This window comes from Erwinia sp. ErVv1 (genome assembly GCF_900068895.1).
Lineage (GTDB): Bacteria > Pseudomonadota > Gammaproteobacteria > Enterobacterales > Enterobacteriaceae > Erwinia.
In genome coordinates this window covers 33,676-57,969 of sequence record NZ_CDPK01000013.1, presented here as the reverse complement: position 1 = coordinate 57,969, position 24,294 = coordinate 33,676, and the positions used below count along the sequence as shown (strand labels likewise).

General features: G+C 54.8%; 22 protein-coding genes and 1 other RNA gene. 7 read left to right on the top strand and 16 right to left on the bottom strand.

All coding sequences use genetic code 11. The features are described 5' to 3' along the window. Positions 1–10 precede the first annotated feature (10 nt). The 4 genes from ubiH to A1830_RS16650 form a co-directional block, all read right to left on the bottom strand. On the bottom strand, positions 11–1,189 hold the full coding sequence (ubiH, locus tag A1830_RS16660) for a 2-octaprenyl-6-methoxyphenyl hydroxylase (RefSeq protein ID WP_067708880.1): 1,179 nt from the start codon (positions 1,187–1,189) through the stop codon (positions 11–13). After that, a complete protein-coding gene (gene pepP / locus A1830_RS16655) occupies positions 1,186–2,496 on the bottom strand; it encodes a Xaa-Pro aminopeptidase (protein ID WP_067708877.1) in 1,311 nt (436 codons plus the stop codon). Before pepP ends, ubiH begins: the two co-directional genes overlap by 4 nt. Beyond that, positions 2,399–2,599, bottom strand: coding sequence for an aminopeptidase P N-terminal domain-containing protein (locus A1830_RS24055; protein ID WP_156485026.1), 201 nt, complete (start codon positions 2,597–2,599; stop codon positions 2,399–2,401). The genes pepP and A1830_RS24055 overlap by 98 nt, the downstream gene beginning before the upstream one ends. A gap of 112 nt (positions 2,600–2,711) precedes the next feature. Then, entirely contained in the window at positions 2,712–3,290 is a 579-nt protein-coding gene (locus A1830_RS16650) for a YecA/YgfB family protein (RefSeq protein WP_067708875.1), read from the bottom strand. Positions 3,291–3,459: 169 nt separating this feature from the next. On the opposite strand from A1830_RS16650, the gene zapA reads away from it, so the two are divergent. The 3 genes from zapA to A1830_RS16635 all read left to right on the top strand — a co-directional run bounded on the left by zapA (position 3,460) and on the right by A1830_RS16635 (position 5,160). Beyond that, the gene (gene zapA / locus A1830_RS16645) at positions 3,460–3,789 is read left to right on the top strand and encodes a cell division protein ZapA (RefSeq protein WP_067708873.1); all 330 of its coding nucleotides are present in this window, start codon (positions 3,460–3,462) and stop codon (positions 3,787–3,789) included. Between the two features lie 41 nt (positions 3,790–3,830). Next, positions 3,831–4,014: non-coding RNA, 6S RNA (gene ssrS, locus A1830_RS16640), on the top strand. A 558-nt stretch (positions 4,015–4,572) separates the two neighbouring features. After that, entirely contained in the window at positions 4,573–5,160 is a 588-nt protein-coding gene (locus tag A1830_RS16635; protein WP_067708870.1) for a 5-formyltetrahydrofolate cyclo-ligase, read from the top strand. Positions 5,161–5,431: 271 nt separating this feature from the next. Here A1830_RS16635 and serA read toward each other — a convergent pair whose 3' ends face one another. Both serA and rpiA read right to left on the bottom strand, forming a co-directional pair. After that, positions 5,432–6,667: a phosphoglycerate dehydrogenase gene (gene serA, locus A1830_RS16630; protein ID WP_067708869.1), complete on the bottom strand. Its 1,236-nt coding sequence runs from the start codon at positions 6,665–6,667 to the stop codon at positions 5,432–5,434. Between the two features lie 304 nt (positions 6,668–6,971). Beyond that, positions 6,972–7,628, bottom strand: a complete 657-nt coding sequence (gene rpiA, locus A1830_RS16625) for a ribose-5-phosphate isomerase RpiA (protein ID WP_067708868.1) — start codon at positions 7,626–7,628, stop codon at positions 6,972–6,974. 192 nt (positions 7,629–7,820) lie between these two features. Here rpiA and A1830_RS16620 point away from each other — a divergent pair, with 192 nt between their 5' ends. Continuing rightward, positions 7,821–8,717, top strand: a complete 897-nt coding sequence (locus A1830_RS16620; protein WP_067708867.1) for a LysR family transcriptional regulator ArgP — start codon at positions 7,821–7,823, stop codon at positions 8,715–8,717. A gap of 82 nt (positions 8,718–8,799) precedes the next feature. Here the strand turns inward: A1830_RS16620 and A1830_RS16615 are convergent, their stop codons facing one another. The 6 genes from A1830_RS16615 to epd form a co-directional block, all read right to left on the bottom strand. Continuing rightward, the gene (locus A1830_RS16615) at positions 8,800–9,525 is read right to left on the bottom strand and encodes an oxidative stress defense protein (RefSeq protein WP_067708865.1); all 726 of its coding nucleotides are present in this window, start codon (positions 9,523–9,525) and stop codon (positions 8,800–8,802) included. A gap of 187 nt (positions 9,526–9,712) precedes the next feature. Next, on the bottom strand, positions 9,713–10,333 hold the full coding sequence (gene argO, locus A1830_RS16610) for an arginine exporter ArgO (RefSeq protein ID WP_067708863.1): 621 nt from the start codon (positions 10,331–10,333) through the stop codon (positions 9,713–9,715). Positions 10,334–10,510: 177 nt separating this feature from the next. Continuing rightward, positions 10,511–11,401, bottom strand: coding sequence for a small-conductance mechanosensitive channel MscS (gene mscS / locus A1830_RS16605; RefSeq protein ID WP_067708860.1), 891 nt, complete (start codon positions 11,399–11,401; stop codon positions 10,511–10,513). A 237-nt stretch (positions 11,402–11,638) separates the two neighbouring features. Continuing rightward, positions 11,639–12,718, bottom strand: coding sequence for a class II fructose-bisphosphate aldolase (gene fbaA, locus A1830_RS16600; protein WP_067708858.1), 1,080 nt, complete (start codon positions 12,716–12,718; stop codon positions 11,639–11,641). A gap of 95 nt (positions 12,719–12,813) precedes the next feature. Next, positions 12,814–13,974, bottom strand: coding sequence for a phosphoglycerate kinase (gene pgk, locus A1830_RS16595; protein WP_067708856.1), 1,161 nt, complete (start codon positions 13,972–13,974; stop codon positions 12,814–12,816). A gap of 30 nt (positions 13,975–14,004) precedes the next feature. After that, positions 14,005–15,042, bottom strand: coding sequence for an erythrose-4-phosphate dehydrogenase (gene epd, locus A1830_RS16590; protein WP_067708854.1), 1,038 nt, complete (start codon positions 15,040–15,042; stop codon positions 14,005–14,007). Positions 15,043–15,671: 629 nt separating this feature from the next. Here epd and A1830_RS16585 point away from each other — a divergent pair. Next, positions 15,672–16,172 (top strand): bactofilin family protein, encoded by a 501-nt coding sequence (locus tag A1830_RS16585; protein WP_197473352.1) that lies wholly within the window; start codon positions 15,672–15,674, stop codon positions 16,170–16,172. A 90-nt stretch (positions 16,173–16,262) separates the two neighbouring features. Here the strand turns inward: A1830_RS16585 and tkt are convergent, their stop codons facing one another. Further along, positions 16,263–18,254 carry a transketolase gene (tkt, locus tag A1830_RS16580; RefSeq protein WP_067708851.1) on the bottom strand — a complete coding sequence of 664 codons (1,992 nt, stop codon included), beginning with the start codon at positions 18,252–18,254 and terminating at the stop codon, positions 16,263–16,265. Between the two features lie 284 nt (positions 18,255–18,538). Between tkt and A1830_RS16575 the strand changes: the two genes are divergently transcribed. Beyond that, the gene (locus A1830_RS16575) at positions 18,539–19,291 is read left to right on the top strand and encodes a metalloprotease LoiP (protein ID WP_067708850.1); all 753 of its coding nucleotides are present in this window, start codon (positions 18,539–18,541) and stop codon (positions 19,289–19,291) included. A 64-nt stretch (positions 19,292–19,355) separates the two neighbouring features. On the opposite strand, the gene speB is transcribed toward A1830_RS16575, so the two are convergent. The 3 genes from speB to A1830_RS24050 are packed head-to-tail and all read right to left on the bottom strand — an operon-like array spanning position 19,356 to position 22,388. Further along, the gene (gene speB / locus A1830_RS16570) at positions 19,356–20,279 is read right to left on the bottom strand and encodes an agmatinase (protein ID WP_067708849.1); all 924 of its coding nucleotides are present in this window, start codon (positions 20,277–20,279) and stop codon (positions 19,356–19,358) included. A gap of 38 nt (positions 20,280–20,317) precedes the next feature. Beyond that, positions 20,318–22,294 (bottom strand): biosynthetic arginine decarboxylase, encoded by a 1,977-nt coding sequence (gene speA / locus A1830_RS16565; protein WP_067708847.1) that lies wholly within the window; start codon positions 22,292–22,294, stop codon positions 20,318–20,320. Further along, complete coding sequence (locus A1830_RS24050; RefSeq protein ID WP_369815719.1) at positions 22,287–22,388, bottom strand: virulence promoting factor; 102 nt, start codon at positions 22,386–22,388, stop codon at positions 22,287–22,289. Before A1830_RS24050 ends, speA begins: the two co-directional genes overlap by 8 nt. Positions 22,389–22,973: 585 nt before the next feature. Here A1830_RS24050 and metK point away from each other — a divergent pair. Then, positions 22,974–24,128, top strand: a complete 1,155-nt coding sequence (gene metK / locus A1830_RS16560) for a methionine adenosyltransferase (protein WP_067708845.1) — start codon at positions 22,974–22,976, stop codon at positions 24,126–24,128. Positions 24,129–24,294: the final 166 nt, after the last annotated feature.

The window sequence follows — 24,294 nt, the reverse complement described above, 5'->3', positions numbered from 1 at the left end:
AGCTTTCTCCTTAACGCTTAACCCAGCCCAACGTGCGCTCGGCCAGCAAATTTCGCATCAGCGGGACAGAATCCATCGCCAGTAAACCCAGATTACGCCCTGCCACCAGTGGCGTATAGCGGTTAGCAAACAGCCTGACCAGCGCATCGGTAATACCGATGGTCGCTTTGGCATCCGGCTGCCGGCGCTGCTGATACTGTTGCAGCGTGGCATAGCTTCCGACATCCTGGCCGGTGCGCCAGGCGGCGGCAACCGTCTCCGCCAGCGACATAACGTCGCGCAGGCCTAAATTAAATCCCTGTCCGGCAATAGGGTGCAGGGTCTGCGCCGCATTACCCACCAGGGCCAGCCGGTGTGAGGTGTGCTGAGAGGCGGCCTGAAGCCGCAGCGGGTAGCTGTGACGCTGGCCAACCTGGGTAAAACGGCCCAGCCGCCAGCCAAAGGCGCGCTGCAATTCGGACAGGAAGCGCGTATCGCTCCAGGCGTCAACCTGCGGCTTATCCGTCAGCGGATGACACCAGACCAGCGAGCTGCGTCCTGCCGACATCGGCAGCAGCGCCAGCGGGCCATGCTCGGTGAAGCGCTCCCAGGCCCTTCCCCGATGAGGCTGCTCCGTAGAGACGTTGGCGATAACGGCGACCTGCTGATAATCCTGCTGCTGCCACTGTATGCCGCAGGCCGCGGCAACGGAGGAGTGCGACCCGTCTGCCGCGACCAGCAGCTGGGCCTCCAGGCTTTCCCCACTATCCAGCGTCACGCTGATGCTTTCCTGCGAACGTGAAACGGTAGCCACTTTAGCCGGGCAGCAGAGGCGAACGCCGGGGGCCTTTTGCAGCAGCGTGAACAGCCGCTGCCCCACCTCATGCAGTTCGACCACCTGACCCAGCGCCCCGATGTCATAATCGGCCGCATCCAGCGACACAAAGGCCGCATGGCCGCGATCGCTGACGTGAACGTGGGTGATCGCCGTGGCGCAGGGTTTTAGCACGGGCCATAAATTAATGGCTGCCAGCTGCTGGCAGGTGCCATCCGCGACGGCGATGGCGCGGCCATCATAGCCTGGGTGCGCACGCGACCCCGGCTCGCTGGCCTCAACCAGCGTTACCGCCACGCTTCCCTGAGTGAGAGACGAAATGGCCAGTGCCAGCGTCGCGCCAGCCATGCCGCCGCCCGCAATAATAATGCTCATTGTGCTTTCGCTGCCGCCATCAGGGCCTCAATCTCGTCTGCTTCTTTCACCACGCCTGCGGTGAGGTTCTCATTCCCCTCTGCGGTAATAATGACGTCATCCTCGATGCGAATGCCGATACCGCGATATTCCGCTGGCACGTCGGCGTCTGGCGCGATATAGAGCCCTGGCTCAATGGTAATCACCATGCCGGGCTCAAGTACGCGGTCACGATCGGTCCCGTAGAAACCGACGTCATGGACGTCCAGCCCCAGCCAGTGGCTCAGGCCGTGCATAAAGAATTGTCGGTGTGCCTGCTCTTCAATCAGGGTGTCGACCTCCCCTTCCATCACCCCAAGCCGGACCAGCCCGCTCACCATAATACGTACAACCTGTGCATTGACTTCGCGGATGCTGGTGCCGGGGCGAAACAGCCTCAGCGCCGTATTCAGCGACTCCAGCACAATGTCGTAAATGGCACGCTGCGGCGCTGAGAACTTACCATTCACCGGGAAGGTGCGGGTGATATCTCCGGCATACCCCTGATATTCACACCCGGCATCAATCAGCACCAGATCGCCATCGCGCATGCGGCTCTCGTTTTCGGTGTAGTGCAGAATACAGCCGTTCTCACCCGCACCCACGATGGTGTTGTAGGAGGGGTAGCGCGCACCATGACGATTAAATTCGTGGTGGATTTCACCTTCCAGCTGATACTCAAACATGCCTGGCCGACAGGCTTGCATCGCGCGGGTATGCGCCAGGGCGCTGATACGTCCGGCTTCACGCAGCAGCGCCTGCTCTTCAGGAGACTTAATCAGGCGCATTTCATGGACCCAGGGGCGCCAGTCAGTGAGCGTCGACGGGGCAAAACGGTTTTGCCGCGCGCCGTTACGCAACGTTTCCAGTGCGGCAAACAGCAGGCCGTCGGCGACAGGGTAAAGCCCCTGCGCATGGTAGACCACATCCAGCCCGTTCAGCAGCTGGGGCAGCTGCTCGCTGATAGTGTCCCAGGGGAGCGCACGGTCAACGGACAAGGCGGCCGGTGCCGCATCCTGGCCCAGACGGCGACCGAACCAGATTTCCGCCGTGAGATCGCGCACGCGGTTGAACAGCACGCTGTGACTATGGTTTTCGGCGCTTTTGATCAGCACCAGTACGGCTTCAGGCTCGTTAAAACCGGTGAAATACCAAAAATCACTGTTCTGACGGTAAGGGTACTCGCTGTCATTACTGCGGGTCGCCTCCGGTGCGGCGAAAATCACCGCCGCGCTGGCGGGNGAAATACCAAAAATCACTGTTCTGACGGTAAGGGTACTCGCTGTCATTACTGCGGGTCGCCTCCGGTGCGGCGAAAATCACCGCCGCGCTGGCGGGTGCCATTTTAGCCAGCAGTGCCTGCCGGCGACGAACGAACTCTTGCTGTATCATCAGCTCTCCTGGGGCAATCCTTGTGGGTCACCGTCCGCTAAATAATTGCGCGTCATACCGCTGCACGTTGTTGCGTAACCCGCCTGCACTCTGCATTCACTGGAGTTACCCTTTAGTGCAGAGTCGGTTTTTTCACTTCCACTGCGGTCGGGAGCACATGAGTAAAGGTATCATGGCAGAGCAGCGCGGCAACGCGAACGTATTCGATCACCTCCTCCAGCGACTGCTCAAGCTCTTCCTGATCTTCGTCTTCATCGTAGCCCAGTTGCGCGATAGTGCGCAGGTCGTCAATCGCCTCGCCCGTTTCTCCGGTGACTTTATCCAGCTTTGGCTGAGAAACGCCCAGCCCCAGCAGGAAATGATTGACCCAGCCGGCCAGCGCATCGGCGCGGTCAAAGACGGTGATGTCATCGTCCTCCGGCAGGTAAAGCTGAAACAGGAAGCCCTCCTCCTCCAGTGCGTCAACAATCCCCTGGTGCAGCTGCTGAAGCGGCAGAGCAAGCGACTGAGAGAAAGCCATTCCTTCATTGGTCAGGTCATGAACCAGCGCTTTCCAGCTGGTGTCATTGTTACCGCCGCAGATCATTCCGCTGATCAGACCGTGCATTTCAGCAGGCGTCATTCCCACGCCCTGCTGCGTCAGTACTGAGGCCAGCTGGTCATAGCCCGGCATTGTGTTTGTTAGTGGCATACGTTTTGATCGTCGTTGGCTGGATGAGTTCGTGGTATGCTACCACCAGGTGCCTCAACGATTCCAGAAAGGGGTTGTTTCTTCTGTTAGGGGTAGTTATAGTGGCGCCCCTCTCAACCCATTGAGTGGTATAGAGATTGGCGGCGCAGTAATCATTCAGGATGGTGGCATGTCTGCACAACCCGTAGATTTACAAATTTTTGGCCGTTCTTTACGAGTAAATTGTCCGCCTGAACAGCAAGATGCGCTGAATCTGGCTGCCGAAGACCTCAATCAGCGGTTGCAAGATTTAAAAGTTCGCACTAGAGTCACAAATACCGAGCAGCTGGTTTTTATTGCCGCGTTGAATATTTGTCATGAGCTGGCGCAGGAAAAGGGAAAAACCCGCGACTATGCCAGCAACATGGAGCAGCGTATCCGTATGTTGCAGCAGACTATTGAACAGGCACTGCTTGAGCAGGGTCGTATTACAGAACGTAGCGGTCCAAAGTTCGAATAACACCTCATCGTTTACTGTGATACAGTGACGGTGAAGTAAAAAATTCTCTGAGATGTTTGCAAGCGGGCCCGTCCCCTGAGCCGATATTTAATACCAACAGAGTGTGACGCTCTGTAACCTGTGTGCAAGCTCGGTCCGTCCGAGAAGCCTGATGGTTGCGACGGCATACTCACCTTGAACCAAGGGTTCAAGGGTTACAGCCCGCGGCGGCATCTCGGAGATACCCCATTTTTATCCCGCTTAGCATCTGAACGGGTTCTGTTTTCATCCCCTGGCTACTGAACGCCTTTTCCTCTAAGGCATCTGCCGCGAAAAAGCTAAAACCCCGTCCCTCATCCGACACTCAGCCGTGCCTGTTCCACACACCTGTTCCACACACCTGTCCCACACATAAGCTACTCATAAGCCGCGCCGCCGATAAGCTGCATCCCGTTACCGTAAGCAAAAGCCGCTTTGCTGCTTTCATCCAGACTGCATTGATTCAGGAATAGCCTCGCATCATTACCGGGTCGAAATAGATAAGGATAGTCGGTAGAGAAACGAATACGCTCGACGACCACAGTGGCTACCGCCCTGTCCAGCAATCACCTGAAGGGCGGACAGACGATCGAACAGGGCTGTAATGAAATGACGGTTTGCCCGATCGGGGTCGAAGTTTCGTTGTTCCTGTGGCAGAATTCTGATGGATTAGGTTGTATACCGCGCTAATGATTCTGAGTCATAGCTGCGATCGGCCCGAACATAATCCGCTTTCGGATCCGCCACTCAGCCAGGGTGATGTTTATGAATATAAGCCTTCCCACTCGCCAGGAGATCCGCACGCGCGTTCGACACCTTCGGCGTAACCTGACGACAGAGCAGCAGCTCAATGCAGCTAATCAGGCAGCTATCCTCGCAATGAATTTTGCGCCGGTACAGCAGGCCCATAAGGTCGCACTTTTCCTCTCTTTTGACGGTGAACTCAACACACAACCGCTGATAGCCGAACTGAGGCAGCGCGGTAAACAGGTGTATCTCCCGGTTCTGCATCCGTTTTCCACAGGCCAGCTGCTGTTTATTCGCTACGATGCCAGCACGCCGCTCACACCTAATCGCCTGGGTATTCCCGAGCCGCCGCTGGATATTCGTAATCTGGCAACGCTCAGGGATCTGGATGTGCTGATGGTGCCTCTGGTGGCGTTTGATGCCCAGGGACAGCGGCTGGGTATGGGTGGCGGTTTTTACGACCGGACGCTGCAGAACTGGCCGCAGCATGGGCTGTTACCGATAGGCCTGGCTCACGATTGTCAGCAGGTGGAGGCGCTACCTGGAGCAGGCTGGGACGTGCCGCTGCCGGTAATCATTACGCCCTCTAAGGTTTGGCAGTGGTAATGCGACGCTTTGAGTGCATCAGGTAAATACAGGAACCCGGGGTCAGCACATTTTAAGGCGAGTCGACATATTTAAATTCGATAATCATTTAAATTTCAAAAAAATAAGAACTTCGTAAATACGAAAACGGTTTTACTAAAAGCAGCTGAGATAAGGATACTGCGCTCAGGGAGCGGCGGGCAAGGATGCCCGCCCGAAGACGGCATCCCGGCCTGGAAACTTGGTTAAATGCACCGCACTGCCGTATTAAGGCGGGCGAACAAGTCAATTATCAGTAAAGCAGACGGGCACGGATAGTGCCTGGAATCGCCTTCATTAGCTGAAGGGCAGTATTCGCAACGTCATGTGATGCGTCGATATCAATCACCACATAGCCCATCTGCGGTGTGGTTTGCAGATACTGTGCGGCAATGTTGATGCCCTGCCCGGCAAAAATGTTGTTAAGTGCCGTTAAGATACCCGGGCGATTTTCGTGAATATGCAGTAAACGACTCTGCTCACCGTGCATCGGCAGCGAGACTTCCGGGAAGTTAACCGCTGAGAGCGTTGAGCCGTTGTCAGAGTATTTCGCCAGCTTGCCCGCGACTTCGACGCCGATATTTTCCTGCGCTTCCTGCGTTGAACCACCAATATGCGGCGTCAGGATCACATTATCAAATTCGCAAAGCGGTGAATTGAATGGATCGCTGTTGGTCGCAGGTTCTTCCGGGAAAACGTCAATCGCCGCACCGGCCAGATGTTTGTCGGCCAGCACCTTACACAGCGCAGGAATATCTACCACCGTCCCGCGAGAGGCATTGATCAGCAGCGAGCCCGGCTTCATCATCGCCAGCTCCTCTGGCCCCATCATATTCTGCGTCGACGCCGTTTCCGGTACGTGCAGGCTGACCACGTCGCTCATATTCAGCAGCTCGGACAGGTAGCGCACCTGCGTGGCATTACCCAACGGCAGCTTGTTCTCAATGTCGTAGAAATAGACGTGCATCCCCAGGCTTTCCGCCAGCACACCCAGCTGCATGCCAATATGACCGTAGCCAATGATACCCAGCTTCTTGCCGCGCGCCTCATAGGAACCCGCCGCCAGCTTATTCCATACGCCCCGGTGGGCTTTGGCATTGGCCATCGGTACGCCACGAAGCATCAACAGCAGTTCACCGATTACCAGTTCAGCAACGGATCGGGTATTGGAGAAAGGCGCGTTAAAAACCGGGATCCCGCGCTTCGCGGCTGCATTAAGGTCAACCTGATTGGTTCCAATGCAGAAACAGCCCACCGCTACCAGCTTTTCAGCCGCTGCGAAGATCTCTTCGCTAAGATGCGTGCGTGAGCGGATACCGATAAAGTGCGCATCACGAACGGAGGCTTTCAGCGACTCACTGTCCAGCGCGCCTTTATGAAATTCGATGTTGGTATAGCCTGACGCGCGCAGATTATCGATCGCGCTCTGGTGTACGCCTTCCACCAGCAGGAACTTAATCTTATCTTTCTCCAGTGATACTTTTGACATTTCCCGACCCTATTTATCAGACTTCAGAAGGAGCTGACCTCGCAATATTTTTCAGATATAAGGCAGCCTTCTGTCAAAGTATCAAAATCTACGCCTGCGGCAATACAAACGATTGCCCGGCAGACAGCATGGCAGCGACGCATCAGGGGGCAAACTGGCAGATAATCACGGTGTAAAGCCTCTCGCCAGTGCGATCGGCCGATCTGCGGGGTTTATGTGACATAAGTCACTATATTTTCAGGCCTGAAAGAAAAGATGTTTTTTAACTAAAATTATCCCGCGCCCTGAGGCGCAGGTCAGATCCTCACTGAAGGACTTTAACGCCCTCTGGCGTACCGATTAAGGCAATATCGGCACCGCGCGCCGCAAACAGCCCGACAGTGACCACGCCAGGCAGTGCATTTATCGCCTTTTCCAGCGCGACGGCATCCATAATCTGAAGATTATGCACGTCGAGAATATCGTTACCGTTATCAGTCAGGACATGCTGACGGTATTCCGGCAGCCCACCCAGCTTGACCAGTTCACGCGCCACATAGCTACGCGCCATCGGGATGACCTCAACCGGCAGTGGAAAATGACCCAATACGTCCACCTGTTTGGAACTGTCAGCGATGCAGATGAATTTTTCGGCCACGGCGGCAATAATTTTTTCACGCGTAAGCGCAGCACCGCCGCCTTTGATCATCTGAAGGGAGGCATTAATTTCATCAGCGCCGTCGACATAAACCGACAGGGAGTCAACCTCGTTCAGATCGAAAACCGGTATTCCCAGCGCCTTTAATAACGCGGTAGAGGCATCGGAGCTGGATACGGCTCCTTCAATCTGGTGCCTGACAGACCCCAGCGCATCGATAAAATGAGCGGCGGTAGACCCCGTACCTACGCCAACAATCGTTCCCGGCTGTACGTATTTCAGTGCGGCCCAGCCGACCGCCTTTTTCAGTTCATCCTGCGTCATAATATGTTTAGAATCCGTACTGATACTGTGTGCGCGTAGTATAAAACAACCCTTGCAGAAAACAGCGCATTTGTTGTCAGTCTGGAAGACAGCCCACAAACAAGCGGAGGGTTAAGCACGTTATTGCGCAGGGAAAGCGAGAAAAAATGTGGCATAGTGCTGATTCCTCTCCTGAAAGAGATCAAACGAACAATGAAACGCCCGGATTATCGTACGCTTCAGGCGCTGGATGCAGTCATTCGCGAGCGCGGTTTTGAGCGTGCAGCACAGAAACTTTGTATTACCCAGTCCGCCGTTTCCCAGCGTATCAAGCAGCTGGAAAACATGTTTGGTCAGCCGCTGCTGGTGCGTACCGTGCCGCCGCGACCCACCGAACAGGGACAGAAGCTGCTGGCGCTGCTTCATCAGGTTGAGCTGCTGGAAGAGGAGTGGCTGGGTGATGAAAACGGCGGTACCACCCCGCTTCTGCTGTCGCTGGCGGTCAACGCCGACAGTCTTGCAACCTGGCTTTTACCTGCGTTAAAAACGGTATTAACCGACTCTCCGGTTCGCCTGAATCTACAGGTGGAAGATGAGAGCCGCACTCAGGAAAGGCTGCGTCGTGGTGAGGTGGTCGGCGCGGTCAGTATTCAGCCGCAGCCCCTGCCCAGCTGCCTGATTGACCAGCTTGGCGCGCTCGATTATCTGTTCGTGGGTTCTAAAGACTTCGCTGCCCGTTATTTCCCTAACGGCGTGACGCGTTCCGCCCTGCTGAAAGCCCCAGCCGTGGCGTTTGATCATCTGGACGATATGCATCAGGCTTTTTTACAGCAAAACTTTGATCTGTCACCCGGTAGCGTCCCCTGCCACATCGTGAACTCTTCAGAGGCCTTTGTTCAGCTTGCCCGTCAGGGAACCACCTGCTGCATGATCCCTCATCTGCAAATAGAGCGTGAGCTGGCCGAGGGGGAGCTGATTGACCTGACGCCCGGACTGTTTCAGCGTCGGATGCTCTACTGGCACCGTTTCGCCCCGGAAAGCCGCCTGATGCGCAAGGTAACGGATGCGCTGATATCCCATGGTCATCGGGTATTGCGTCAGAGCGAATAACGAAAAGCCGCGCCAATGCGACCCCACAGGGGACGCGTCGGCGCGGCTGAAACGACCGGTGGAGTAGAGCTCTCCCCTGGGTTCAGGGGGTCCGCTGCAGCTCAAACACCACGTCAACCTGATCGTCAAAGTGAATCGTCTGCTGTTCGTAGGTCTGCTCCGCCGAAGTCATGGGTGCCGCACTGGCTGCTTTAAACATGCGGGCCATCGGCATGGGCTGATAGTTGGCAACGTGATAACGAATGCTGTAAACCGGCCCCAGCTTAGCGTTAAAGCCCTGAGCCAGCGCGCCAGCCTGCTGCGTGGCATTTTCAATGGCCGCCTGACGCGCCTTATCACGATAGGTCTCCGGATTTGCCACGCCCAGGTCTACGGATCGAATCTCCGTCAGGCCCGCTTTAAGGGCACCGTCAAGCAGTGCATTAAGTTTATCCAGCTGACGCAGCGTGACCTGCACCTGACGTACGGCGCGATACCCTTTCAGTACCGATTTACCGTCTTTCAGATAATCATACTCTGGCTGGGTACGCAGGTTAGCCGCGTTGATGTCCTTCTTATCAATGCCTTTTTTCTGCAGGAAATCAAAATATTGCGCAACACGTTCGTCAGCCTGTTTTTTAGCGTCTGCTGCGTCTTTTGACGAAACGTTCACTTCGATGGCCAGCGTGGCAATATCGGGGGTGGCGTCAATGCTGGACTGGCCAGAGGTCACGACGTGCGGGCCGTTTGGCAATTCATCTGCCAGCGCAGTAAGGGGAATAGTACCTAATCCAATAATGGCGGCCAGCGCCAATTTAGTAAGCTTCACCAGGTTCCTCCGTGGGGGCTATTCAGTCAGCCTGCCGATAACCGGCAGGCTAAGGTAATTATGCGGTTAACATGCAACAGCCTTATTTTAGCTGCTTTTGTCGAACCAGACTTTGACGTCAATTCCAGCCGTTAGTTCAAGGTCGGGGAGAAGGCCAGGAACTGAAGGCTCAGGCGATAAGGCCTTGTTATCCGCCCCCTAATGCCTGCTGTGCCAGCTTGAGGGCAATAATCCACATCACCAGACCCACAAGAAGGTTAATGATGCGCTGCGCTCCAGGCGTACTTAGCCGTGGTGAGAGCCAGCTTGCCAGTAGCGCCAGCCCAAAAAACCAGACGGTTGAGGCCGTGACCGCTCCCAGGACAAACCAGCTGCGCGCAGCGGGCGCCAGCTGACCTCCCAGGCTGCCTAACATCACAAAGGTGTCGATATAGACATGCGGATTTAGCCAGGTGACGGCAATCATCGTACTGATGATGCGCCAGCGCCCCTGCTTTGCAGGCATAGCCTGGACAGAGTCCATGGCCCCACTCAGGGCGCTGCGTAGTGCGCCCCAGCCATACCACAGCAGGAAAAGTACGCCGCCCCACGTGACCAGGCTGAGCAGCAGAGTGGATTGTGACAGGAGCGCGCTACCGCCAAATACGCCACCACAGATAAGAATAATATCGCTGAGCGTACAAAGCCCGGCCACCATCAATGGATAGTGGCGACGTACGCCCTGTTGTAATACAAAGGCGTTTTGTGGCCCCAGCGGCAGGATCAAGGGAGCGCCGAGCACCATACCCTGAAAGAAGGCAGCGATCATCCGTAATACCTCAAAGGTACAAAGTGAGGCGAGTGTATCCATCCGGAGTGAGTCGTTGAAATTTAAAATTCTAATTGTTTATTAGTCAGGCTAATAACAAGAGGGAAAGTAAAGGCGGAATGTGCTGGACAACGGCAGGGCCGTCATTCAGATTTCCGCCTTCGTATTGACCGCTTATCAGGCCCCGGAAGGGCTGCTGACTGGCGCAGAGGGCTCAGCCTCAGGCGCGTTAGCCTGATGCAGGTGAACATCCATCTGCGGATAAGGAATACCAATGCCGTTCGCATCCAGCGTACGCTTAAAGTTCTTCATCAGATCCCAGTAGACGTTCTGCAGGTCACCTGCACTGCTCCAGCAGCGCACCACGAAGTTAAGCGAGGAAGCAGCCAGTTCGTTGAGACCAATCTGCACGCCCATATCCTGCAGCACGCGGCTGTCGGCATCAACCACCTCACGCAGCAGCGCAATGACTTTATCCACGTCCGCGTCATAGGCTACCCCGATGATAAATTCGTTGCGGCGGTTGGGTTCACGGGAGTAGTTAACGATATTACCGGCAATAATTTTACCGTTTGGCACCACGACAACTTTACCATCACTTGTTTTCAGCGTGGTGGAGAAAATCTGTACGCTCTGTACCGTACCCATCACGCCGATATCAATAAATTCGCCGGTGCGGAACGGACGGAAGGTTACCAGCAGCACGCCAGCCGCCAGGTTTGACAGCGAGCCCTGAAGCGCCAGACCGACGGCCAGACCTGCGGCACCCAGCACGGCAATGACCGAAGCGGTTTGTACGCCGACCCTTCCCAGCGCCGCAATCAGCGTAAAGGCAATAATGGCGTAACGTATCAGTGCGGAGAGAAAGTCTGCTACGGTGGCATCAATATGTCGGGCGCGCAGAACTTTGTTCAGGGTTCTGGAGATGACGCGGGCAACGATCATCCCGATAAAGATAATCGCAAGAGCGGCGACAATATTGACCGCATAGCTTAGCAGCAGCGCCTGGTTTCGTACCAGCCATCCTCCGGCATGATTGATACCATCGACTACATTCAGATCTTCCATTCGACTATCCCGTTGTTGTTCGCAGCGGCTTTAGCCGCCATCCACAGCCAGTTGTCACTGACATTCCAGAGATTAAGGGTAATCAAAAAAGTCGTCAGATGCCAAATAAGTCGTGATAGAGCAGCTTGATTCCCCCGGCGCGGCAGTTTCCGGATTAAAAATCCGCCAAAAAAAACGGAGGACCTCGTGAGAGATCCTCCGCTACGTTTGAGCGACCAGTTACAGTCAGCTTATAACTTACAGTACGTCTACCGCGTTCAGTTCTTTAAAGGCCTGCTCCAGACGCACAATCATTGAAGACTGTGCGGCACGCAGCCATACGCGCGGATCGTAGTACTTTTTGTTCGGCTTATCTGCGCCTTCAGGATTACCCAGCTGCGCCTGCAGGTAACCTTCGTTCTTTTTGTAATACTGCAGGATACCGTCCCAGTTTGCCCACTGCGTATCGGTATCAATATTCATTTTGATCACGCCGTAGCCGATAGACTCCTGAATCTCTGCGGCAGAAGAACCGGATCCACCGTGGAAAACAAAATCCAGAGAGTTGTGCGGCAGGTTATGTTTTTTGCTCACATAGTCCTGAGAATCACGCAGGATAGGTGGAGTCAGCTTCACATTACCCGGCTTGTAGACGCCGTGAACGTTACCAAATGAAGCCGCGATGGTGAAACGCGGGCTGATAGCGTTAAGTTTTTCGTAAGCGTAATCAACGTCTTCTGGCTGAGTGTAAAGTGCTGATGCGTCCATATGGCTGTTATCTACGCCATCTTCTTCACCGCCGGTACAGCCCAGTTCGATTTCCAGCGTCATGTTCAGTTTGGACATACGCTTCAGGTAACCGCTACAGATTTCAATGTTTTCTTCCAGAGACTCTTCTGACAGATCAATCATGTGGGAAGAGAACAGTGGCTTACCGGTTTTTTCAAAGTGCGCTTCGCCCGCGTCCAGCAGACCATCGATCCACGGCAGCAGTTTCTTGGCGCAGTGGTCAGTATGCAGAATAACCGGCACACCGTAGTGTTCAGCCATCTGGTGAACGTGATGCGCGCCGGAGATAGCGCCCAGGATAGCCGCCGCCTGTGGCTTATCGGACTTGAGTCCTTTACCCGCAATAAATGCGGCGCCGCCGTTAGAGAACTGAATAATGACCGGTGCTTTTACTTTTGCAGCGGTTTCCAGCACGGCGTTGATGGAGTCAGTGCCTACGCAGTTTACTGCCGGGAGAGCGAATTTGTTTTCTTTCGCCACTTTGAAAATTTTCTGTACGTCGTCACCGGTGACAACGCCTGGTTTTACGAAATCAAAAATTTTAGACATGTTCTTGTGTCCTGTTTCGTCGGTCGTATGAAAAGATAATGAACCTGCCAGGCAGGCAAATCATTCTGGCGGGAGGCAAGCCCCCGCCCCAGAGGTTACTGTTTCGCACGCTCTTCAAGCATGGCAACCGCCGGCAGTTTTTTACCTTCCACGAACTCAAGGAAAGCACCGCCACCGGTAGAGATATAGGAGATTTTATCTTCGATGCCAAAGAGATCGATGGCCGCCAGCGTATCACCGCCACCCGCGATAGAGAATGCATCGCTTTCTGCGATTGCACGGGCAACGATTTCCGTACCTTTACGGAAGTTAGGGAACTCAAAGACGCCAACCGGGCCGTTCCACAGAATAGTTTTGGCCTCTTTCAATAGTTTAGCCATGGCTTCGGCAGTTTCGTCACCGAAGTCCATGATCTCTTCATCGTCCTGCACTTCGCTTACTTTCTTCACGGTCGAAGGCGCAGTTTCAGAGAATTCCGTGCCGACGCGGGAGTCAGTTGGGACCGGGATTTTAAACTCGTCACGCAGTTTTTTGGCCGCGTCCACAAAGTCTGGCTCGTAAAGCGATTTACCCACGTTGTTATCAATCGCGACGAAAGTGTTGGCAATACCGCCGCCTACAATGACCGTGTCGGCAATTTTCACCAGGGAGTTCAGTACATCGAATTTAGTGGAGACTTTAGAACCACCGACCACGGCAACCATTGGGCGGGCCGGATGCAGCAGAGCTTTGCCCAGCGCGTCCAGTTCGTTAGCCAGCAGCGGGCCTGCACAGGCCACGGGGGCGAACTTGCCAACGCCGTGGGTAGAGGCTTGCGCACGGTGCGCCGTACCAAAGGCGTCCATAACATACACGTCGCAAAGGGCTGCGTATTTCTTAGCCAGCGCTTCGTCGTCTTTCTTCTCGCCCTTGTTGAAGCGCACGTTTTCCAGCACGACCAGCTCACCTTCAGCAATGTCGACGCCGTCGAGGTAATCTTTCGCCAGACGAACAGGAGAAGAAATCTTATCTTTCAGGTAATTAACCACCGGCAGCAGGGAGAACTCTTCGTTATATTCACCTTCGACAGGGCGGCCAAGGTGGGAGGTGACCATTACTTTAGCGCCCTGCTTAAGTGCTGCTTCGATAGTTGGCAGTGAGGCACGAATACGCGCATCAGACGTTACTTTGCCCTCTTTTACCGGCACGTTTAAGTCAGAACGAATTAATACACGCTTACCAGCAAGATCCAGATCGCTCATCTTGATTACAGACATGGTGAATCCTCTCGTTGATTCTCTAAGTTTTTACAGGCGCAGAGCGCCCTGGCTGAAACCGCTTGCGACCATCGCTAACGTCGTGTCGAGCATTCGGTTAGCGAAGCCCCATTCGTTATCGCACCAGACCAGCGTTTTGATCAGGCGCTGACCGCTCACCCGGGTCTGGGTGCCGTCTACAATGGCACTGTGCGGATCGTGGTTAAAATCTATGGAAACTAACGGTAATTCCGTATAGTCAACTATACCACTAAACGCCCCCTCTGACGCATTTCGCAGCAGCGTGTTCACCTCCAGCGCACTGACGGCATCACGCACGGTGACGCTTAAATCAATCGCCGTGACGTTGATGGTAGGCACCCGTACGGCGATGGCTTCAAAGCGGTCATTAAATTTCGGAAAAATTCGGGTAATGCCCGCCGCCAGCCGCGTATCAACCGGGATGATAGACTGGCTGGCCGCGCGGGTGCGCCGCAAATCCGTATGGTAGGCGTCGATAACCTGCTGATCGTGCATCGCTGAGTGAATGGTGGTGACGGTCCCCCACTCAATGCCGAATGCGTCATCCAGCAGCTTGATTATTGGGATAATACAGTTGGTGGTACAGGAGGCATTTGAGACGATTCTGTGTTCGGGCCGCAGGGCTTTTTCGTTGACGCCGTATACGACGGTGGCATCCAGATCGTGGTCACCCGGATGGGAAAACAGCACTTTTTTCGCCCCCGCTTTCAGATGCGCTTCGCCATCTGCCCGGCTGCCGTATACGCCGGTACAGTCCAGCACCACGTCAACATTCAGCTCCTGCCAGGGTAAATTTTCGATTTCCTCGCAGTGCAAAATACGGAGGGTATCGTCACCCACCCACAGCAGATCGCGCTCCTGGCGCACATCCCAGGCAAAGCGCCCATGGCTGGTATCATACTTCAGCAAATGGGCCATTCCTGCGGAGTCGGCCAGCTCGTTGATCGCCACCACGGTCATTTCAGCACGACGACCGGTTTCATAGAGCGCACGAAGTACGTTGCGCCCAATGCGACCAAAACCGTTTATGGCAATACGAATTGTCATCTCACTCCCGCATCAGAAATCAGTGCAAAACCGGACCGTTAGCCTGAGCCAGTCAGTTAGGTTTGTACAGAAATTATTACCACCTGACCCCGCCCTGAACGTGGGTAAACAGCCACGTTAACGTCAACTGAAACGGTTCAGCCAGAATAAAGAGTGCGGAGAATAATTGGAATGAGTTAGATCAATCACGACGCAGAAATTCTGACAGAGATCACATTCGCTAAATGAAGTGCGTGAATAAATACGCGATTGCAACGACCTCAAGTAGACTGTCATCCCCCAGCGCGTATTTTGGCTTAGCCAAACGGGCTGGGGGATAAACATCAGGGAAGAGGCTGTACCGCTTTCGCATCCAGGAAGGACGCGTCAAATATCGTCACCGCAACCGGCGATAGTCTGGTCATACCCCTCCTTATCTCCACACTTTTCTGCTGGTACAGACAAGCTGCATGATGAATTACAACCTACTTTGGTATATCTGGTTAATCTGGGCGTCCGAACTGCTGATTTACAGGGGCGACCATGTTATCCCGTTGTCACGCTGGCAATACTATAGCGGGGCATTAGTTATCCTCTATGCAGCCCTTAACTTCCTGTCTGAAAAAGCCGCTTTCACCAAAGGAATGACAATGTTTAAACGTAAAGCCACGCCAGAACACACCGCGAAAGCGCATGAAAACGCCCACGAGATGCCTGAGGCCGTTACGGCGCCCGATGCAGGTGCTACCTACATTCATGAGGGCTGTACGCTTTCAGGGGAGATCCACGCCGCCAGTGACATCAGGATAAACGGCACCTTTGAAGGCAAGATTTACGCTGAAAAGACGGTATTCATTTTGTCAAAAGCGAAGGTTAACGGCGAGATCGCGGCAAATCGTATTGAGATTAGCGGGTCGCTAACCGGACGCTGTATTAGCCGTGAGCTGGTCATTAATGCCAGCGGCTTTATGGAAGGCACCGTTGAGTGCGCGTCACTCTCCGTCAGCCAGCAGGGCTGCTTCCACGGCACGTCGAAACCTCTGGCGCAGGAGAAAGAGAGCATCAAGACGGGGAAAGTAAAATCTGGGGGCGAGGCCCCATTGCAGACGGCAACGGAGGGTAAACTGAACGATAAAGCGCCTGCGGTGTAACTACCCACAGGCGCTATACGGAGCGATTGCCGCACAATTGGACGGCTCAGTCTCTGCGAGGTCGCCCGGTAACCGGGCGACCTCAGTTGACTACAGCAGCGCTTTTGCTTTCGCGACAACGTTGTCAACGGTGAAACCAAACATCTCGAAAAGCTTATCGGCTGGCGCTGACTCACCGAAGGTCGTCATGCCCACGATTGCGCCATTCAGACCGGTATATTTAAACCAGTAGTCAGCGATACCGGCTTCAATTGCCACGCGCGCGCTAACCGCTTTAGGCAGCACGGACTCACGATAGGCCTCATCCTGCTTGTCAAACGCATCGGTAGACGGCATGGAGACAACGCGAACCCTGCGCCCTTCGGCGGTCAGCCGATCGTATGCGCCCACCGCCAGCTCCACTTCGGAACCGGTAGCGATCAGAATCAGCTCGGGCTGGCCTTCACACTCTTTCAGCACGTAAGCACCGCGCGCCACGTTAGCCAGCTGCTCTGCATTACGATCCTGCTGCGCCAGATTCTGGCGGGAGAATATCAGTGCGGTAGGGCCATCCTGACGCTCAATGGCATATTTCCAGGCGACGGCAGATTCCACCTGGTCGCAGGGACGCCACAGGCTCATATTCGGCGTGACGCGCAGGCTGGCCATCTGCTCAACAGGCTGATGCGTCGGGCCATCTTCTCCCAGACCGATAGAGTCATGGGTATAAACCAGCACCTGACGGATCTTCATCAGCGCCGCCATACGCGCCGCATTTCGCGCATACTCTACAAACATCAGGAAGGTGGCGGTGTAAGGCAGGAAACCACCGTGCAGCGTAATGCCGTTCGCAATGGCGGTCATGCCGAACTCGCGTACGCCGTAGTGGATGTAGTTGCCGGCTGCATCTTCATTGAGGGGCTTAGAACCCGACCACATCGTCAGATTGCTGGGAGCCAGATCGGCAGATCCTCCCAGGTACTCCGGCAGCAGTTTACCGAATGCCTCCAGCGTATTTTGTGAAGCTTTACGGCTGGCGATTTTTGCCGGGTTAGCCTGAAGCTTCTCAATAAAGGCCTGCGATTCACGCTGCCAGTTGTCCGGCAGTTCGTTACTCATGCGGCGTTTAAATTCGGCCGCCAGCTCAGGATGCGCCTTCGCATAGGCGGCAAACTTCTCGTTCCAGGAGGCCTCTTTAGCCTGACCGGCTTCGCGGGCATCCCAGTGCGCATAGATTTCAGTTGGGATAACAAAAGGCGCATGTTCCCAACCCAGCTGTTTACGGGTCAGTGCAACTTCAGCATCACCCAGCGCTGCGCCGTGTGAGTCATGCGTGCCGGCTTTATTCGGTGAGCCAAAGCCAATTACCGTTTTGCACATCAGCAGTGAAGGCTTATCGCTGACCGCTTTCGCTTCTTCGATGGCTTTTTTGATCGCATCCGCATCGTGACCATCCACGCCGCGCACGACGTGCCAGCCATAGGCTTCAAAGCGCTTCGCGGTATCGTCGGTGAACCAGCCATCAATATGACCGTCAATGGAGATGCCGTTGTCATCATAAAACGCGACCAGCTTGCCGAGCTTCAGCGTACCCGCCAGTGAGCAGACCTCGTGTGAGATGCCTTCCATCATGCAGCCATCGCCCATAAACACCCAGGTGTTATGGTCCACTACCTCATGGCCCGGACGGTTAAACTGCGCCGCGAGGGTGCGTTCAGCAATCGCCATACCTACCGCATTCGCCACGCCCTGCCCCAGTGGGCCGGTGGTGGTTTCGACGCCCGCCGTGTAGCCAAACTCAGGATGTCCCGGCGTTTTAGAATGCAGCTGACGGAAGTTTGCCAACTCATCAATCGGAAGATCGTACCCGGTGAGGTGCAGCAGGCTATAAATCAGCATGGAGCCGTGACCGTTTGACAGCACGAAGCGGTCGCGATCGGCCCACTGCGGGTTGGTCGGGTTGTGGTTCATAAAGTCGCGCCACAGAACCTCGGCAATATCTGCCATGCCCATAGGTGCACCGGGGTGGCCGGAATTGGCTTTCTGAACTGCATCCATACTCAATGCGCGAATGGCGTTGGCAAGCTCTTTACGAGAAGACATGTTCTACTCCAGGTCGGATTAAACGCTTCGCCGTCCTTAACCTATTTTATTCAATGAGTTATCAGGCAAAGTTGTAAAAGTCGACCCACAATGTACATGAAGATCCCATCGTCTGTACATGGCGTAACGTGCAATATAACCGGTATTCCCTTGCATTTTTCATCCTGTGAACTATGCATTAGCGCGGAACACGTTTATAACGCCCTGTGACAGATTCGCTTTCCTTTCCTGTCCTTATGGCAGGTTTTTACCCTTAATCTCTTGTTACGCAATGGATATACCCAATGAAATTACGTTCTGCTCTGGTGGCATTTGCCGTCGCCAATGCACTTTCCGGCTGTGCCAATATCGACAGCAACGCCCTGATGCAGTCCGGTGCACAGGCATTTCAGGCTGCGACCCTGACTAATGACCAGGTGAAAGCCCTCAGCGTTAAGTCCTGTGAACAGATGGATAAAGAGGCGCAGATTGCGCCAGCGGATAGCCCTTATACGCAGCGGCTGAATAAAATCGCGGCGGCGCTGGGCGATAATATCAACGGCACGCCAGCAGACTATAAGGTCTATATCACGAAGGACGTTAACGCCTGGGCCATGGCTAATGGCTGCATTCGCGTTTACAGCGGACTGATGGATTTGATGACCGATAACGAAGTCGAAGGCGTGCTGGGGCATGAGATGGGCCACGTTGCTTTAGGGCACACCCGTAAAGCTATGCAGGTTGCCTGGAGCACCACCGCAGCACGGACGGCGGCGGGTGCCGCGGGCGGCATTGCTGGCTCGCTGTCGCAATCTCAGCTAGGCGATCTGGGGGAAAAACTGGTCAATGCACAGTTTTCACAAACGCAGGAGTCACAGGCGGATGACTACTCTTATGACCTGCTGAAGAAGCGCGGTATCGACCCGCAGGGGCTGGTCACCAGCTTCGACAAGCTGGCGACGCTGGAGGGCAGTCATCAGAGCACAATGTTTGACTCCCACCCGGCCTCAGCAGCCCGTGCGCAGCATATTAAGGAACGCATCGCGTCCGGTAAATAAACGCTGAACGAAAAAAAGGGCCTGACGCAGTCATGCGCCAGGCCCTTTTTTAGCACTCTGACGGTCAGACGCCTTTGTTGACGGCCTGAACGTGCAGCATATCCAGCGCCAGCGTGGCGGCGGCCAGCGAGGTCAGATCGGACTGATCGTAGCCCGGCGCTACCTCGACCAGATCCATCCCGACAATGTTCAGCCCCTGCAGGCCGCGCACCAGCTTAGTGGCCTTATCGGTCGTCAGCCCACCGATCACCGGCGTGCCGGTACCGGGTGCATGGGCAGGATCCAGACAGTCGATATCGAAGGTCAGATAGACCGGCATGTCGCCCACAATCTGCTTCACCTGGGCGATGATATCGTCCACGCTGCGCTCATTAACCTGCGCGGCATCCAGCACGTTGAAGCCGAGAGCGTCATCAAATTCGGTGCGAATACCAATCTGTACCGAACGCGCAGGGTCGATAAGCCCCTCTTTCGGCGCGTGATGGAACATCGTGCCGTGATCGAACGTCGGGCCGTTAGAGTAGGTATCGGTGTGCGCATCGAAATGCACCAGCGCCATCTTACCAAAATGCTTAGCATGGGCGCGCAGCAGCGGCAGCGTCACATAGTGATCGCCACCAAAGGTCAGCATGCGCTTGCCGCTTTCCAGCAATCTTTCCGCGTGCGCCTGGAGTTTGTCACTCAGATCCTGAGAATCACCAAACGCGTAGACCAGATCGCCACAGTCGATCACCTTCAGATGCTGGCGCAGATCAAACTTCCACGGCCAGCGGCACCCTTCCCACGCCAGGTTGGTGGAGATCTGGCGGATGGCACCCGGGCCTAAACGGCTCCCGGGACGGCCAGAGGTCGCCGCATCGAAAGGAATACCGGTAATTACCCATTCAGCATCGCTATCCCAGGGCTGAAAATTAACCGGAAAACGCATAAACCCGAAGGCGTTAGACACCAGCGAGTTGTCGTACTGGTGGCCCAGCGTGTTATTCATACTCTGTCCTTTTACTATCAAACCGCGCGAGGGGAAAACTATTCGTCTTCCAGATAGGTGTAGCCATACAGACCTGCTTCAAACTCGGCGATAAACTGCGCGCGCAGCTCCTCATCCAGGTCGCTCTCTTTAATCTGTTTACGGAAATGCGTCAGCAGCTCCTGCGGATCAAGCTGAACGTACTCCAGCATGTCCGCCACGGTGTCCCCTTCGTCGGAGAGCTGAACTTCCACGCTGCCGTCCGCAAAGGCGAAAACGTCTACCGCTTCGGTATCACCAAACAGGTTATGCATATTCCCCAGGATTTCCTGGTAAGCACCCACCATAAAGAAGCCCAGCATCGGGGGATTATTTACGTCGTACTCCGGCATCGGCATGGTAGTGGCTATCCCGTCGCCATCGACATAGTGATCGATAGTGCCGTCCGAATCACAGGTGATATCCAGCAGTACCGCACGGCGCTCCGGCGACTTGTTCAGCCCTTCCAGCGGCAGAACCGGGAACAGCTGGTCAATACCCCACGCGTCCGGCATTGACTGGAACAGCGAGAAGTTGACGTAAATTTTATCCGCCATGCGCTCCTGGAGTTCGTCGATAATCGGACGGTGCGCGCGGTTGCTGGGATCAAGATGCTGCTGAATATAGTTGCAGATACTCAGGTAGAGCTGTTCTGCCCAGGCGCGCTGGTTCAGACTGTAGGTCCCCTGCGAATAGCCGGTATGGATATCGAACAGATCCATCTGGCTGTCGTGCAGCCATTCACGCAGCGAGCGGCGGTTGCTCGGCTCGTGCATCTCCTGCCAGGTATCCCACATGCTGACGATGGGACGCGGCGAATCGTCTGAAGGTGCCTGCGGCGTACTGAACTCATTACGCTCCACGCCGATGATGTTAGACACCAGCACGGTATGGTGCGCGGTCACCGCACGGCCTGACTCGGTGATCACCGTCGGATGCGGCAGATTATGCTCTTCACAGGCATCGCCGATCGCCCAGATCACGTTGTTAGCGTATTCGTTCAGGCCATAGTTTACCGAGCAGTCGGACTGCGAACGGGTACCTTCATAATCGACGCCCAGACCGCCGCCAACGTCGAAACATGAGATGTTAACGCCCAGCTTCGCCAGCTCAACGTAGAAGCGCGCAGATTCGCGTACGCCGGTCGCGATATCACGAATGTTCGCCATCTGCGAACCCAGGTGGAAGTGCAGCAGCTGCAGGCTCTCAAGACGCCCCGCCTCGCGCATGATATCAACCAGCTTCAGAACCTGAGTCGCGGAAAGGCCGAATTTAGACTTTTCGCCACCGCTTGACTGCCATTTGCCGGAGCCCTGAGAGGCCAGTCGGGCGCGAATGCCAAGACGCGGCGTGACGCTAAGGCGTTCTGCCTCTTCCAGCACCAGCTTCACTTCGGTCATTTTCTCAAGGACCAGATAGACCTTATGGCCCATCTTTTCCCCGATCAGGGCCAGGCGGATATACTCGCGATCCTTATAGCCATTACAGACGATGACCGAACGGGTCATCCCGGCGTGGGCCAGAACCGCCATCAGCTCAGCCTTTGAACCCGCTTCCAGCCCCAGCGGCTCGCCGGAGTTGATCAGGGATTCAATCACGCGTTTGTGCTGGTTAACTTTGATCGGGTAAACGAGGAAGTAGTCGCCGCGGTAGCCGTAGGATTCACGGGCACGCTTAAACGCCGCATTAATAGAACGCAGGCGGTGTTGCAGAATTTGGGGGAAACAGAACAGGGCAGGAAGACGCTGGCCATCGGCCTCGCGCTCTTTAACCAGTTTCGCCAGATCGACGCGCGCTTCCGGCACGTCTGGATCGGGGCAAACGCTGATATGACCCAGTTCGTTCACGTCATAGTAGTTATTACCCCACCAGGCAATATTATAGGTGCGCAGCATCTTGCTGGCATCCTGATCGCTCATGGCCACCTCCTGCATTGAGCGGAGTACACCCTGTTCGCCTGCTGACGAACCCTTGATTGTCTTGATGTCGTCAGACATTGCGAGCCTCAAATTGGTAAAATGCGGAACAGTTAACCACTATCGCAGGGAAAGCCCGCGACAACAACCCATCGACCAGCGGGAAATTCAGCATAAAATGCTGCGGCATCGCACCTGTCGGTTTCTGAAGTATAACATCAAACACGTAACGGCCTCCGTCAGGAGTCAGACAGTCAAAAGCGAAAATCTCTCAGGGGGAACTGAGAGTACCGGGTTACCACCCGTGAACATATCAGCCAGCACGCGCTGGAAAGACGATGGCCTGCGTGCAGACAATGGATAATGCATGCCTGAAAAGGCCGTAAAGGAGGGATAAGTCCGCCAATCCTTTCTGTAAGGCTTAAAGCAGCGGCGTTTTATACAGCCGGACCCGGTGAAATGCAAAATCTAAAAGTGCGAAATGCCCGTTCGGTCAGCAATTTCTGCTATTTTCACTCTCGATGAAATTTGATTTCATGAAAAAACGCTGGCAATCCGCTTAACGAGTAACCTAAAATAGCCGTCCAGATGTTAATCCATCCATACCGGTTAACTTCTAAGCGTCTTAGAACCTATGTACTGCTCACGGCTTTGCCTGAGGGGGCGCTGAGCACAAGGCCCGTTTGATATTGCAGACTGGTACCCACTCTTTCGCGCTATGCAGTCGATTCCAACCCGTATTAGTAAGGTAAAGAATAAAATGGCTAAACACCTTTTTACATCCGAGTCCGTATCAGAAGGACATCCCGACAAAATTGCCGACCAGATTTCTGATGCCGTGCTCGATGCTATTCTCACACAGGATCCTAAGGCGCGCGTAGCCTGTGAAACCTATGTAAAAACTGGCATGGTGCTGGTCGGTGGTGAAATCACTACCTCGGCATGGGTCGATATCGAAGAGATCACCCGTAATACCGTGCGTGAAATCGGCTATGTCCATTCCGATATGGGCTTTGATGCCAACTCCTGTGCCGTATTGAACGCCATTGGCAAGCAGTCTCCTGATATCAATCAGGGTGTGGATCGTGCCGATCCGCTGGAACAGGGTGCGGGTGACCAGGGCCTGATGTTTGGCTACGCCACTAACGAAACCGACGTCCTGATGCCTGCGCCAGTGACCTATGCGCACCGTCTGGTTCAGCGCCAGTCAGAAGTCCGTAAAAACGGCACCCTGCCCTGGCTGCGCCCTGATGCTAAAAGCCAGATCACCTTCCAGTATGACGATGGAAAAATCGTTGGTATTGATGCGGTAGTGCTTTCTACTCAGCACAGCGAAGATATCTCCCTGAAGGATCTGCAGGAAGCGGTGATGGAAGAGATCATCAAGCCGGTTCTGCCAGCAGAGTGGATCAACCCCAGCACCAAATACCACATTAACCCAACGGGCCGTTTCGTTATCGGTGGGCCTATGGGCGACTGTGGCCTGACCGGCCGTAAAATTATCGTGGATACCTACGGCGGCATGGCGCGTCACGGCGGCGGTGCTTTCTCCGGTAAAGATCCTTCTAAAGTGGACCGTTCAGCAGCCTATGCCGCGCGTTATGTGGCAAAAAACATCGTTGCTGCGGGTCTGGCTGACCGTTGTGAAATTCAGGTTTCCTATGCCATCGGCGTGGCCGAGCCAACCTCAATCATGGTTGAAACCTTCGGGACTGAAAAGGTGCCTACCGAGCAGCTTACGCTGCTGGTGCGTGAGTTCTTCGATCTGCGCCCTTACGGCCTGATTCAGATGCTGGATCTGCTGCACCCGATGTACCGTGAAACGGCAGCTTACGGCCACTTTGGCCGCGAACATTTCCCATGGGAAAAAACCGATAAGGCAGCTCAGCTGCGTGAGGCCGCGGGTCTTAAATAAGCCCAGTCTCTGCCGGTTAAGGGGCACCCCAGGGTGCCCTTTTTGCTGCCCGCTATCTGGCAGTTTATCGTCGCCTGTCTACACTTCGTTGACGCAGAACGCGACGAAGTGATAACGATTACATCATGAAACTTGCTGTTTTTTCTAATATTAAGAATTTACTGGC

Coding starts and splice junctions, on each gene's coding strand:
- pgk (WP_067708856.1), bottom strand. CDS start 13,974: ATGTCTGTAATCAAGATGAGCGATCTGGATCTTGCTGGTAAGCGTGTA.
- A1830_RS16620 (WP_067708867.1), top strand. CDS start 7,821: ATGAAACGCCCGGATTATCGTACGCTTCAGGCGCTGGATGCAGTCATT.
- epd (WP_067708854.1), bottom strand. CDS start 15,042: ATGACAATTCGTATTGCCATAAACGGTTTTGGTCGCATTGGGCGCAAC.
- mscS (WP_067708860.1), bottom strand. CDS start 11,401: ATGGAAGATCTGAATGTAGTCGATGGTATCAATCATGCCGGAGGATGG.
- metK (WP_067708845.1), top strand. CDS start 22,974: ATGGCTAAACACCTTTTTACATCCGAGTCCGTATCAGAAGGACATCCC.
- speB (WP_067708849.1), bottom strand. CDS start 20,279: ATGAATAACACGCTGGGCCACCAGTACGACAACTCGCTGGTGTCTAAC.
- A1830_RS16650 (WP_067708875.1), bottom strand. CDS start 3,290: ATGCCACTAACAAACACAATGCCGGGCTATGACCAGCTGGCCTCAGTA.
- argO (WP_067708863.1), bottom strand. CDS start 10,333: ATGATCGCTGCCTTCTTTCAGGGTATGGTGCTCGGCGCTCCCTTGATC.
- A1830_RS24050 (WP_369815719.1), bottom strand. CDS start 22,388: ATGCTGAATTTCCCGCTGGTCGATGGGTTGTTGTCGCGGGCTTTCCCT.
- A1830_RS16635 (WP_067708870.1), top strand. CDS start 4,573: ATGAATATAAGCCTTCCCACTCGCCAGGAGATCCGCACGCGCGTTCGA.
- fbaA (WP_067708858.1), bottom strand. CDS start 12,718: ATGTCTAAAATTTTTGATTTCGTAAAACCAGGCGTTGTCACCGGTGAC.
- serA (WP_067708869.1), bottom strand. CDS start 6,667: ATGTCAAAAGTATCACTGGAGAAAGATAAGATTAAGTTCCTGCTGGTG.
- rpiA (WP_067708868.1), bottom strand. CDS start 7,628: ATGACGCAGGATGAACTGAAAAAGGCGGTCGGCTGGGCCGCACTGAAA.
- ubiH (WP_067708880.1), bottom strand. CDS start 1,189: ATGAGCATTATTATTGCGGGCGGCGGCATGGCTGGCGCGACGCTGGCA.
- tkt (WP_067708851.1), bottom strand. CDS start 18,254: ATGTCTTCTCGTAAAGAGCTTGCCAACGCCATTCGCGCATTGAGTATG.
- speA (WP_067708847.1), bottom strand. CDS start 22,294: ATGTCTGACGACATCAAGACAATCAAGGGTTCGTCAGCAGGCGAACAG.
- A1830_RS16575 (WP_067708850.1), top strand. CDS start 18,539: ATGAAATTACGTTCTGCTCTGGTGGCATTTGCCGTCGCCAATGCACTT.
- A1830_RS16585 (WP_197473352.1), top strand. CDS start 15,672: ATGTTTAAACGTAAAGCCACGCCAGAACACACCGCGAAAGCGCATGAA.
- zapA (WP_067708873.1), top strand. CDS start 3,460: ATGTCTGCACAACCCGTAGATTTACAAATTTTTGGCCGTTCTTTACGA.